11 protein-coding genes are annotated in these 12,722 nt (G+C 47.0%); 6 read left to right on the forward strand and 5 right to left on the reverse strand.

What is annotated here, in order from left to right:
- Nucleotides 1-83: 83 nt before the first annotated feature.
- Both ACYVGO_RS06845 and ACYVGO_RS06850 read right to left on the reverse strand, forming a co-directional pair.
- Entirely contained in the window at nucleotides 84-1,109 is a 1,026-nt protein-coding gene (locus ACYVGO_RS06845; RefSeq protein ID WP_142775980.1) for a rod shape-determining protein, read from the reverse strand.
- Nucleotides 1,110-1,426: 317 nt separating this feature from the next.
- Nucleotides 1,427-1,918: a low affinity iron permease family protein gene (locus ACYVGO_RS06850; protein ID WP_142775977.1), complete on the reverse strand. Its 492-nt coding sequence runs from the start codon at nucleotides 1,916-1,918 to the stop codon at nucleotides 1,427-1,429.
- A 371-nt stretch (nucleotides 1,919-2,289) separates the two neighbouring features.
- On the opposite strand from ACYVGO_RS06850, the gene ACYVGO_RS06855 reads away from it, so the two are divergent.
- Both ACYVGO_RS06855 and ACYVGO_RS06860 read left to right on the forward strand, forming a co-directional pair.
- Nucleotides 2,290-5,307: a DEAD/DEAH box helicase gene (locus ACYVGO_RS06855; protein ID WP_460968534.1), complete on the forward strand. Its 3,018-nt coding sequence runs from the start codon at nucleotides 2,290-2,292 to the stop codon at nucleotides 5,305-5,307.
- Between the two features lie 94 nt (nucleotides 5,308-5,401).
- Nucleotides 5,402-5,578: a hypothetical protein gene (locus ACYVGO_RS06860; protein WP_168207904.1), complete on the forward strand. Its 177-nt coding sequence runs from the start codon at nucleotides 5,402-5,404 to the stop codon at nucleotides 5,576-5,578.
- 66 nt (nucleotides 5,579-5,644) lie between these two features.
- Here the strand turns inward: ACYVGO_RS06860 and ACYVGO_RS06865 are convergent, their stop codons facing one another.
- Nucleotides 5,645-6,157, reverse strand: coding sequence for a phosphoribosyltransferase family protein (locus ACYVGO_RS06865; RefSeq protein ID WP_142775975.1), 513 nt, complete (start codon nucleotides 6,155-6,157; stop codon nucleotides 5,645-5,647).
- Between the two features lie 135 nt (nucleotides 6,158-6,292).
- Here ACYVGO_RS06865 and ACYVGO_RS06870 point away from each other — a divergent pair, with 135 nt between their 5' ends.
- The 4 genes from ACYVGO_RS06870 to ACYVGO_RS06885 all read left to right on the forward strand — a co-directional run bounded on the left by ACYVGO_RS06870 (nucleotide 6,293) and on the right by ACYVGO_RS06885 (nucleotide 10,812).
- Nucleotides 6,293-6,697: a DUF4783 domain-containing protein gene (locus ACYVGO_RS06870; RefSeq protein ID WP_142775974.1), complete on the forward strand. Its 405-nt coding sequence runs from the start codon at nucleotides 6,293-6,295 to the stop codon at nucleotides 6,695-6,697.
- Nucleotides 6,698-6,824: 127 nt separating this feature from the next.
- Nucleotides 6,825-7,409 (forward strand): YcxB family protein, encoded by a 585-nt coding sequence (locus ACYVGO_RS06875; RefSeq protein ID WP_460968536.1) that lies wholly within the window; start codon nucleotides 6,825-6,827, stop codon nucleotides 7,407-7,409.
- Between the two features lie 115 nt (nucleotides 7,410-7,524).
- Complete coding sequence (locus ACYVGO_RS06880; RefSeq protein ID WP_460968538.1) at nucleotides 7,525-9,759, forward strand: S9 family peptidase; 2,235 nt, start codon at nucleotides 7,525-7,527, stop codon at nucleotides 9,757-9,759.
- 117 nt (nucleotides 9,760-9,876) lie between these two features.
- On the forward strand, nucleotides 9,877-10,812 hold the full coding sequence (locus tag ACYVGO_RS06885) for a carbon-nitrogen hydrolase family protein (RefSeq protein ID WP_460968540.1): 936 nt from the start codon (nucleotides 9,877-9,879) through the stop codon (nucleotides 10,810-10,812).
- Between the two features lie 85 nt (nucleotides 10,813-10,897).
- On the opposite strand, the gene ACYVGO_RS06890 is transcribed toward ACYVGO_RS06885, so the two are convergent.
- Both ACYVGO_RS06890 and ACYVGO_RS06895 read right to left on the reverse strand, forming a co-directional pair.
- Nucleotides 10,898-11,305 carry a Dabb family protein gene (locus tag ACYVGO_RS06890; RefSeq protein ID WP_460968542.1) on the reverse strand — a complete coding sequence of 136 codons (408 nt, stop codon included), beginning with the start codon at nucleotides 11,303-11,305 and terminating at the stop codon, nucleotides 10,898-10,900.
- Between the two features lie 165 nt (nucleotides 11,306-11,470).
- Nucleotides 11,471-12,688: an NADP-dependent isocitrate dehydrogenase gene (locus tag ACYVGO_RS06895; RefSeq protein ID WP_460968543.1), complete on the reverse strand. Its 1,218-nt coding sequence runs from the start codon at nucleotides 12,686-12,688 to the stop codon at nucleotides 11,471-11,473.
- Between the last annotated feature and the right edge of the window lie 34 nt (nucleotides 12,689-12,722).

The following is a 12,722-nucleotide window of genomic DNA, read 5'->3' on the forward strand; positions in this document are numbered from 1 at the left end:
CTTTTGATTCTATTGCCTTTGACTATCAATACAATAGAATCAAAAGGATCAATAAGGGCCACCAGAATCGGAAGCCCAATCGCTTAGCGAATCAGAACCGATTGGTACATCTCCAGATTCTTGATCACCTCCCCCGTTCCCTTCACTACCGCCTTGAGTGGATCGTCGGCTACGTGAATGGGTAGTTTTGTCTTAGAGGCTAGCCGCTGGTCGAGGCCATGTAGTAAGGCACCTCCACCCGTTAAGTGAATGCCATTGGTGAAGATATCGGCTGATAATTCGGGTGGGGCCATTTCCAGCGCCTTCATCGTGGCTTCTTCGATCTTGGCAATGGATTTGTCGAGACAGTAAGCAATTTCACTATAGGTTACCTTAATTTCTTTCGGGATACCCGTCATCAGGTCACGCCCACGGATTTCGTAATCGGCAGGTGGATTGGCCAGTTCAGGTAAAGCCGAGCCAACCTGCATTTTGATTTGCTCCGCCGACCGCTCGCCAATGAGTAAGTTGTGTTCCCGGCGCATGTAATCGACAATGTCGCGAGTGAAGACGTCGCCCGCAATGCGGATGGATTGTTCACAAACGATTCCTGATAGGGCAATCACGGCAATTTCCGTGGTGCCGCCCCCAATGTCGATGATCATCGTGCCGTTGGGTTGCGTAATGTCAATGCCTATGCCGATAGCAGCCGCAATGGGTTCATACACCAGATAGACCTCTTTGGCCCCAGCGTGTTCGCAGGAGTCTTTTACGGCTCGTTTCTCTACTTCAGTAATACCGGATGGAATGCACACAACCATTCGGTGAGAGGGGGAGAATAGCTTACTACCCGTTTCCAGCATTTTCACCATTCCCCGAATCATCAGTTCGGCGGCTGTAAAATCAGCAATCACTCCATCTTTCAGGGGGCGAATGGTTTTAATATTCTCGTTGGTTTTTCCATGCATTTGCATGGCCTTATGCCCAATGGCCATCACCTTCCCGGAGATTTTGTCCATGGCAATAATAGAAGGTTCGTCGACTACAATCCGATCATTCTGAATAATCAAGGTATTGGCCGTGCCCAGATCAATGGCAATGTCACTGGTTAAAAAATTAAAAAGTCCCATAGTAAGGTAACGCAGAACACGAGGTGAGCCATACTGATATGGCGAAAGGTTATCCAGGGGGACTAATAAAGGGGAGTACATCTCCGTTAGAGGCCTGCTTAGGAGTAAAGGTACCAGTAAACAGAACGAAAGATGCTGGGGGCATCTTTTTCATTTGGTTGAACACGGTAGAGATTGTAGCATCCTTGAGTTCTGGCTTTGCAGGGCAACAAAAAAAATCACTCACGTTCACACTCGGCATAGCCAAGCGTGCACATGCGTCAGAAAGCCTAAGACTACTGCCTTTCCGACAATGTGATACTCGTACAAGATAGGCTTTACAACATATGCCCTGTTTCTGAATCTTCTTCTAATTTCTCGGCTGTATCTTTTATGGCTTCTTCAACGGAGTGCGATTGCCGGAGGTCGGAGGCCTGTTTGGTTATTTCGGCCATCGTTTCGTAGTGCTTTTGTAAGACCTGCAATTCCTCTTCGGTCAGGTTCTCGACCGATACCAGGCGGTTACTGGCGCCCTTTGTGGCAGCTATGAGTTCGTTTAGTTTTAACTGCACCGACATCGACTCTTTATTCTGGGCTTTCTGAATCAAAAAGACCATCAGGAACGTAACGATGGTTGTACCCGTGTTGATAACCAGTTGCCAATTCTCCGAATAGTGAAAAAAGGGCCCTGTTATGGCCCAGACAATGACCGTTAAAAAGGCTATGATAAAAGCAGCTGAGCTACCCGTTGCTTTGGTTACTGCCGATGAAAATTTCTCAAAAAAGCCTTTTGAGACAGAGTTGGCTGGAGCTGGTTGCTGCGTTCCCATAATTTCTGTAGTGTATAGCTATGATTAGGATGAATAACCAGCAATGGGTGATAAAGTTGGTGGCTAGGATCGGTTTAATCGGGTATTAACCATCTTTGAGTCGGATAGCTTTCTACCGGATAATAACTTTCGGATGCGGGTGCTACTGGTTTCTCTTTTTTGCCAAATTACTACTTGTACATTTTGCATTGATTCGTATATTTGAAACCGTTGATAAATGTGGATTGCATATAAAGTATTCATTATGAATGCTTTCGTCTTGTTTTTGTCCTGTTTGTTAACTTATTCATCCACCCGTTTCAAAGAGTTGTTCACCTTTTTTTGTCATTCTGCCCAGCCCTAGAAGGATTGGTCATGAATGCCTATGCTGCATGAAAGTTTCGCCTTTGCAACCGTTTCAAATCGTGTATTCGTTGCTGAATCACGAGTTTCTGGGCTATTTAATAGAGGCTTTCGTTGTACAACGTAATAGCCGGGGTGAGCTGACGCTTCAAAATCAAACATTATCGACCCAGAATGTTAGTGAATTTGCCAAAGGCTTAGATGAACGTGATTTTGAACTGGTTAAACTCATCGACAGTATTCAGCAGGATACTATTGTCAAGAAGTTTAATACCCGTAAACTCCCTGCCGTTGATTTTTTTCTGAAAATATATGACTCCCAAAAAGGCGATAAGCTCGTTCAGGAGGCAATAGGGGCCTATTTAGAGACTATAAAAGCGAAGGTAATGGCCCTGCTGCCCGGTAAGCCATTTTATATAATGGGTAACGACGGGAACCCCGCCTGGCAGGCCATTAACTGGATGCCCGAACCAGCACGGGTTCATTTCCATTTCATCCGCAACAGTGATTCGACACACTATTTCCCGATCATTCGTTATCCAATCGGATCGCGTCAAAATGGGACCGGAGAACCTACCCAATCCACCGAAACGGAACGCGTCGAGTTTCAGTTTAAGGATGCGCTGATGATTTGCGACGAGCCTGCCTATATGATGGTGGGTAACCGGCTCTATCATTTCAGTAAAAATGTCGATGGTAAAAAGCTGCGGCCTTTCTTCACGAAAAACCACATCGTTATTCCCCGTAACCTCGAACAGCAGTATTACGAGCGGTTTGTTGCACAACTAATTGCCTCATATGACGTATATGCCAAAGGGTTCGAAATTCGGGCTGAGGTGATGGCACCAGTGCCTGTTCTGACCGTTTCGGAAGTTGTGCAGGCAAATCGTCCAGTGCCGGTCGCCCTGTTTCAGTCGGACTCGGATGATGTTGATACGATGGGTAGTGAGGATGAGCATAGTCAGCGGATCATGTTTGATCTGGCGTTTCAATATGGGGATTTTACATTCCGGTTCGATAATTTCGGCCCGTCGGCCAACGTAAGTGTAGAAAAGAAAAACGACGAGTATATTTTTCATAAAATTCGCAGAGATCAGCGCCTAGAGCGGCAAAAGCTGACTTTTCTGCGTGATGCGGGTCTGGACCTACGCCAGGGCCGACTGGCCCTTCCCAAAACGGAGGCTTTTTCGTGGCTATCGAATCATGGCAGGCAGTTAGAGGAAACGGGTTTTCTCCTCAGGCAGGATGCACAGGATACAAAACGGTATTTTCTGGGCTATTCAAGTATTGATGTATCGATTCAGGAGAGCCGCGATTGGTTTGATATTTATGCAAACGTGCGCTTTGGTGAGTTTGAGATCCCTTTCCTGAAACTGCGGAAACTCATCCTGAACAAGAAACACGAGTTCACCCTGCCCAACGGCGAAGTGGCCGTTATTCCGGATGCCTGGTTTACGAAGTATTCAGAATTGTTCGGGTTTATAGAACAGCTCGACGATAGTGATTCGGACGATGCGCGGTTAGTGCTGCAAAAGCACCACCTCGCCCTGGTGCAGGAACTGGAAAGCGATAATCTGGCCACAACCGTGATCAGTCGTAAGCTTGAACGGTTGCGCGATTTTGAGGAAATTGAACAATTCCCGTTGCCGCACCGATTTCGTGGCACCTTGCGACCGTATCAGCAGGCGGGCTATGATTGGATGAATTTCCTGCGGCAATATCGCTTTGGTGGGTGTTTGGCCGATGATATGGGTTTAGGAAAAACCGTTATGACCCTGGCTATGCTCCAGGGCCAAAAGGAAGCTGGCGTTATAGAGCCCAGTTTGCTCGTAATGCCGACATCCTTACTGTATAACTGGGAACTTGAAGCCCGTAAGTTTACGCCTGATCTGCGTATTATGGTATATACGGGTACCTATCGGGATAAAAATACAGCCCAGTTTGATGATTACGACCTGATTCTGACATCCTACGGCATTGTACGGATCGACATTGATCTGTTGAGCAATTACCGATTTAATTATGTTATTCTGGATGAATCTCAGGCGATTAAAAATCCTTCATCGCACATCACCAAAGCCGTCAGGCAGCTCAATACGGCGTTTCGACTCATTCTGACTGGTACCCCGCTCGAAAACAGTACGCTGGATCTTTGGTCGCAAATGTCGTTTATCAATCCCGGCTTGCTGGGTAGTCAATCGTTCTTTCGGAATGAGTTTCAGATACCCATCGAGAAGCGTCATGACGATGCTAAAACAGGACGATTGTACAGTCTGATCAAGCCATTCATGCTTCGGCGTAACAAGGCGCAGGTGGCAACAGATTTGCCCGAAAAAGTCGAAAGTGTGCTTTATTGCGAAATGACACCCGACCAGGAAACCCAGTATGAGGAAGCCAAATCCTATTATCGGAACCTGATTCTGGAGCATATTGAAGAGGAAGGAATGGCGAAGTCGCAGATGATTGTGCTCCAGGGCCTGACCAAACTCCGGCAGATTGCCAACCACCCCCGTATGGTCGATGCCGATTATGAGGGTGATTCAGGGAAATTAGATGATGTGCTGATGCGCCTGGAGAGCGCTATGACCGAAAATCATAAGGTGTTGGTCTTTAGTCAATTCATTAAGCACCTCAACGTTGTACAGCAGTATCTGAAAGAAAAGAAGATCAAATATGCCTACCTGGATGGTTCAACGACGGATCGACAGAGCCAAGTCCAACTGTTTCAGACCGACGATTCGGTAAAACTGTTTCTGATTTCGCTAAAAGCCGGTGGGCTAGGCCATAATCTAACCGCTGCCGATTATGTGTTTATTCTGGATCCCTGGTGGAATCCGGCCATCGAGGCTCAGGCCGTTGACCGGGCGCACCGGATTGGTCAGCAAAAAACGGTGTTCACGTACAAATTCATTGCTAAGAACACCGTCGAAGAAAAGATACTTTCCTTGCAACGTGCCAAGCAACAACTCGCCGGGAGCCTGATTTCAACCGAAGAAACCTTTATGAAGTCGCTTACCCGTGAGGATATTATGGTCTTGCTGGAGTAGTACCCAAAATAAAATCAGGGATTCTGCGGGACGATATGGACTTACGTTAGTTATCTGTCTGGTAATCTATCATTCACGATAAATAACTCAACGTATGAACGTTAAAAGCATATTCGGCATCATTCTCACATTGCTCGGTTTGGGCGGTCTGATTTATGGAGGTATTGATTTTACAAAAGGAGGAGTAGCACAGGCTTCGTTTGTCTACCTTATTCTGGGCGGTATTTTCTTCTTTGCGGGTATTAGCCTGATTCGGGGAACGAAAGCGTAAGACAGGTGGTAAGTTAGTAAATGGCTGACGCGAGATCAATATCTGCGTCAGCCAATTACTAACTTATCACCTCAGATACACCCCTATTCGCTCCTGATCACTCAGCACAACATCTACATGTTCGGTTAAGGTGGTGCTTAATTCATACCCTTTATAATCGGCGGCAACTGGGTAGCGCGGGTGATTACGATCAATCAGAACGGCTACCTGTAATTTGCGGATGGGCACACTCAGAAATGGCTGCAGGCTAAAGGCCAATGTCCGGCCTGTATATAACACGTCGTCTACGATTATAACTACCTTATCAGTGAAGTCGGCAGCAGAGCGGTCATGATGAACAACAGGTTGCGCCATCTGCGACTTATCTAAATTCAGTTGAATCAATTCAACTGAAAAAGGCGCTATTGTTTGCAATTCACGTGCCAATGCTTCTGCCAGCACGTATCCCTCCCCCGAAATGCCTGCCAGCAGCAGGGCAGTCTCTTCAAAGTTATTTTCGTAAATCTGAAACGCTATTCGCCTGATTTTCTGGTGAATCTGCTCTGCATTCAGGATAAATGTTGACTGGACGGTGTTCATGCACGAATCGGGAAAACGAATTAGTACTGCAAAGATGGCAAAAAAGCCGCTAGTCGGCGAAATAACTCGCAGCGCTGGTTAGTTGGCACAATTTTCGCCACTAGTCGTACAAAACGGTATCTGCTTTAAGCAATTATGCACACGTTTATCAGTTTTATTTTTGGTTTGTTTATCTGGATACTCCCCGGCAGATCTACTACAGAGACCGATATCATACAGACAGTTGGTGTATCGTTACGCAGTGGGGATGCCAGCGGGTTATCAGCCCGTTTTGCGAAAACGATAGAACTGGTCATTGATACCGAAAAGGTTGAATTCTCGGCGGTTCAGGCCACTCATGCCGAACTGATTTTACGATCTTTTTTTCGAAAATACCCTCCTCATCGCTTTCAGTTTGTGTATCGGGGTGCTTCGGATCGGTTACGATACAGTACTGGTACGTACGAAACCGACGGCCAGACATTTTCGGTTTACGTGTTAATGCGCCAAACCCCCGATCAGCACTACGTCATTAATGCCCTACACTTTAGGAAGGAGTAAGTGTAGAATGTAGAATATATGATGTAAGATGTATCGCAAAATGCTCTATATCCTACATCATATATCTTACATTCTACATCATACATTGTAAATCCCCTGTATCTTTGCACTTTCATGTAAAGGTACTATGATTGTTAAGACTAAAAAGTACGCATTAGACCAAAAAACGTACATCAATATCGCCCTGCGTCAATGGGTGAAAGAGAACTGGAAATGGGGATTTGTGCCCCTGGCGCTAATTCTGTTGAACGTTGTTCTGAACCTGACAAAAGCCTATCCCAACTATTGGATTTACATCGTGGTTGTTGTGCTTACAATTCTGTATGTCCTGTTCTGGGCCGTTCAGATTACGGGCATTGCGCAAATGGAGCAAAGTAAGGCGCTGTTTCAGAAGTATGTGTATGAAATTGACAGTCGCCAGATTCTGATGCGCATCAATGCCAAAGAGGGTGGCATTTTGAAATGGAGTCAGATTGATAGCGTTATCAAAGACAAAGACGCTTATATCATTTTCCTTGATAATTCAGAAGCCATGGCAAATGTGAAAGCAAACTGGATTGCAAAAACTGTTACGAAGGGATTATCCAAAGCGCAATTTCTATACCTGCCATTCAATATCTTCACCAGCGATAACGATCTGCGGTTCACGGATGCGCTCCTGAAACGCAAAGGATTGATTCCCGGCAGCGTTCCCGCCGAAGCGGTAAAATAGTTTTTTCTTATTGAACACTGAGCCACAGAGAACACAGAGTAACCGTCAATACGGCTTTTCTTTGTGTTCTCTGTGGCTCAGTGTTTGCACCAATGGTATAAACTGGCTTACACGCATGAAAAATTCGCGCGTTTTAGTGGCTCTATTTCTACTTGCCGAGTCGGCATTTGGGCAAACGAAAAAATCAGTTACGCTCGATGACATATGGGGACGTAATGCAGGTGCCTTCACGCAACGCACGGTTGAGGCTGTCAATTGGATGAAATCCGGCGGATTTTATACGACCCTGGATGCTGGTAAAATTGTTAAGTTCAACATCACCACGGGCTTACCAGTTGAAACGCTGTTCGATGAACGACAGGCTAACCTAACGGGTAAAGCCATTCATATCGATGGGTATCAGTTATCATTTGATGAACGAAAACTGCTGTTAACAACAGAAGAAGAGCCAATTTATCGTCGGTCGAGCAAGGCGGAGTTTTATATCTATAACCTCCTTACAAAACAGCTAGCCCCGCTTAGTCGAGCTGGTAAGCAACAGTATGCTACTTTCTCTCCCGACGGTAAACGGGTCGCTTTTGTTCGGGATAACAACTTGTTTGTTGTAGAACTAGCTACGGGTAAAGAAACAAAACTGACATCGGATGGTAAACGGAATGCCATCATCAATGGCGGTGCCGACTGGGTTTATGAGGAAGAGTTCAGTATGGCACGTGCCTTTGAATGGTCGCCGGATAGCAAGCGACTGGCCTGGATTCGGTTCGACGAAAGTCGCGTACCCGAATACGATATGCAACTATGGGGAGGCTTGTATCCGGTCGAATATCGCTTTAAATATCCCAAGGCGGGCGAAGCTAACTCGCTGGTGTCGGTTTGGATTGCCGAAGTGCTGACGGGCAAAAAAGTAAAGGCGCAAACCGGCCGAAGCGTCGGTGATGCGGCATCCCGACCGTCGGAGACGGATATCTATTTACCCCGTATTCAGTGGACAAAGAACGCTAACCTGCTCTCGGTTCGGCGGATGAACCGGCTCCAGAATAAACTCGATTTGCTCCATGTGAGTGCCACAACCGGGCAAGCCCAAACGGTATTGACCGAGACGCCCGGAACGCCGGACCGGCCTACCTATGTCGATCTGGAATTTACGGATGACTTGACTTACCTGAACGATGGCAAGTCGTTTATCTGGAGCAGCGAACGGAGTGGCTACAAACATCTCTATCTGTATGATGTGAATGGTAAACTTATCCGGCCCATTACGTCGGGCAACTTTGAGGTGGCAACCGTATCGGGTATAGATGAGAAAAGTGGCACGATTTTTTTCACATCGACCGAAGCCTCTCCACTCGAACGGCATTTGTATCGTATTGGGCTGGATGGACAGAACAAGCAACAGTTATCAGAGAAACCGGGTACATACACCGCCAATTTTAGTCCTGACTTCAGCTACTATTTACTCTATCATACAGCAGCGGATTCGCCTGTAACCGTGAGCCTGCGCGATACCAAAACCAACAACGACCTACGTATTCTGGAGAGCAACGATACACTGAAATCTCGTTTGGCCTCTTTTTCCATTAGGCCGAAACAGTTTTTTCAGACAAAAGCGGCTGATGGTACTCCTCTGAACGGGTGGATGATTAAACCAGCCAACGTTGATAGTACAGGTACGAAAAAGCATCCAGTATTGATGTTCGTTTATGGCGGGCCTGGTTCGCAGACGGTCAAGAACGAGTGGGATAGCCGCGATTTTTTCTGGTACCAAACGCTGTCGCAGAAAGGCTATATCATTGTGTCGGTAGATGGGCGCGGCACAGGTGGGCGGGGAACGGCCTTTCGCACCTCCACGTACGCCCAACTGGGCAAACTTGAAACCGAAGACCAGATCGCGGCTGCCCGCTACCTGAAAACGCTGCCTTATGTTGATCCGAATCGCGTTGGCATTTGGGGCTGGAGTTATGGTGGCTACATGACGGCCCTCTGCATGACCTTGGGAGCCGACGTTTTCAAAGCTGGAATCTCAGTAGCGCCTGTTACAAACTGGCGATTCTACGACACCATTTATACCGAGCGTTACCTCAAACGGCCGCAGGAAAATGCGGCTGGTTACGACGATAACTCGCCCGTAACCCACGCGGCTAAACTGCATGGACCATATTTGCTGGTACACGGCACTGGTGATGATAATGTGCATTTCCAGAACTCCATAGCTTTCGAGAACGCCCTGATTGATGCCGGAAAACAGTTTCAGTCGTTCTATTACCCCAACCGAAATCATGGTATCTATGGAGGCAACACACGCTTACATCTCTATCAGATGATGACTGATTTTGTAGAAAAGAATTTATAGATGGGAGGAAGGAGGAAAGGGAGGAGAGGGAAGAAAGGGACGAAGGATCCCATGGTGTAAATCTCCTTTTCTCCCTCTCTTCCCTTTCCTCCTTGTTCCCCTTTTTTGAGCAAACCAATGAACTTCAAATCTATACGAGTAGGTGTCGTTCAGGCAACACCAGCCTTGTTTGACTTAGAAAAAAGTGTCGATCTGGTTATCGACTGGATTGAAAAAGCAGTTCAGGCAGATTGCCAGTTAGTGCTGTTTCCTGAATCATTTATTCCCTGTTACCCGCGTGGACTAACGTTCGACGCCATCGTTGGCCGACGTACTGAGAAAGGCCGTTCTGTATGGCTCGATTATTGGGCCAACAGTCTGGAAGTTGACTCGGTACAAACCCGGCGAATACAGGAAGCGGTAAAAAAAGCAAACCTGTTTGTGGCGCTGGGCGTAACCGAAAAAGAGCCCGTTGGTGGAACGCTCCATTGTGCGCTGCTTTATTTTGGGAAAGATGGTCGCTTACTGGGGAAGCACCGAAAACTAAAACCAACCGGCCTGGAACGCTACATCTGGGGCGAAAGCGATGGGAGTACCCTGGTCAGTTTTGATACGGAAGTTGGCAAACTAGGCGGACTCATCTGTTGGGAAAACTACATGCCACTAGCCCGAACGGCCCTCTATCAGCAAGGCATCGAAATTTACCTGGCCCCAACGGCCGATGCCCGCGACTCCTGGCAGGCCACCATGCAGCATATTGCGCTGGAAGGCCGATGCTTCGTGCTGGCCAGTAATCAATTTGTTACAAAAGCTGATTACCCCGACCGCTACCAGGCCGATCTGGTCGATGAGCCCACCATTATGAGTAGGGGAGGTAGCGTTATTATCTCGCCGATGGGCGAATTACTAGCGGGTCCACTCTGGGATCAGGAAGGTTTATTGATTGCCGATCTGGATTTCTCTGTATTGGCGAAAAGCAAACTAGACTTCGATTGCATCGGTCATTACGCCCGAAATGATGTGTTTAACCTGACTGTTACAAATCAGCCTCCAATACAGAAAATTGCTGACTGAACGGGTTTGACATACGCCATATCTCCAAAGATATGGCGTATGTCAAATCCGTTCAGTCAGCAATTCCCAATCCTTTAGTTGATGCTTATTTCGCCTGGTCGGTAAAGTCGACTACGGTTACTTCGGCTAGCCAAGGGCCAACGATGGTGCCAAATTTTTTGTGGGCTGGATGGGGCAGATACGCATCCCGGTCTTTCTCGTTATCGAAGGTTAGAATGAACGCGTGTGTCAGGCCTTTATTCAGTTTTTCAGGGCTGTTATTCGTGCCCCACTTAAATCCTTTGATCTCCTTTATTTGCGATGGCAGCGCTTCAAAAGCAGCCACGATTTCGTTCACTTTCGCAGCCGTTGTCTCGGGCTTGAACTTAAACAGTACAATGTGCTGAACAGAGTTTGATTTCATGGTTTTTACAGGTGGATCGCCAGCAGGCGTGTGAGCATACGTGGTAACAGACAGCAGGGCTAACGCTACAAGGGTGAGAAAATGTTTCATAAAGAATAAAGAGTTTGGATGGCAAAGAAAATAAAAGTGCCACCCTACTGAGTGGCACTTTGTCTGAACCAGGATTTATTTGATTTGACTGATTTTATGATTTTTCTAATAATTGGTTTCTAGTAAAAAAATCAGCGAAATCAGTTAAATCACAAAAATCCCGGTTCAGGACAGTTTCGCTTTCAGATTCTCATCCAGCGCGTCCAGGAAGTCTTCGGTGTTCATGTAATGCTCACCAGCCGTCAGTTTGGTGCCTGCTGGATAGGCTGATAAGGCCAGATCCTTCGTCATTTTGCCGCTTTCAACGGTTTCAACGCAAACCGCTTCGAGTGCATTAGCGAAGTCGATCAACGCCTGATTGCCATCCAGTTTACCCCGGAAAGCCAGACCACGTGTCCAGGCATAGATCGAAGCAATTGGGTTGGTTGAGGTTTTATTGCCTTTCTGGTATTCGCGGTAGTGACGCGTAACGGTACCATGGGCAGCTTCTGCCTCCATTGTATCGCCATCGGGCGTAACTAGTACCGACGTCATCAGACCCAGCGAGCCAAAGCCTTGCGCTACGGTATCCGACTGAACGTCGCCATCGTAGTTTTTGCAGGCCCATACAAAGTTACCTTCCCATTTCAGCGCAGAAGCAACCATGTCGTCGATCAAACGGTGTTCGTAATGAACTTTGCCCGCGAATTCAGCGTCGTAGATCTCCTGGAAAATATCTTTGAAACGACCGTCGTATTTTTTCAGGATCGTGTTTTTGGTCGACAGATATAACGGCCAGTTTTTCTGCAACGCCATGTTGAAACAGGCTTTTGCAAAACCACGGATCGATTCGTCCAGGTTATACATTCCCATCGCTACACCAGCACCTGGGAATTTGAAAACCTCGTATTCCAGAACAGTTCCGTCTTCGCCTTCGAACTTCATAGTCAGTTTACCCTTGCCTGGTACCAGAAAATCGGTTGCCCGATACTGATCACCAAACGCATGCCGACCAACGATAATGGGGTATTTCCAGTTGGTAACCAAACGGGGCACGTTGTTCATCACAATCGGCTCGCGGAATACGGTACCGTCCAGAATATTGCGGATCGTGCCGTTCGGCGACTTCCACATCTGCTTCAGATTGAACTCTTTAACCCGGTCTTCATCGGGGGTGATGGTGGCACATTTGATACCCACACCGTACTCTTTAATGGCATTGGCCGCATCAATCGTTACCTGATCGTTGGTTTCGTCGCGGTACTCGATGCCTAGATCGTAGTATTTAATGTCAACGTCGACGTAGGGCAGAATCAGTTTGTCTTTAATGAACTTCCAGATGATACGGGTCATTTCGTCGCCATCCAGTTCGACAACCGGATTTGCCACCTTAATTTTTTCCATTTGACTTGGTTATAAACGATTGAAAACGATACAA

It is taken from the genome of Spirosoma migulaei, assembly GCF_054776855.1.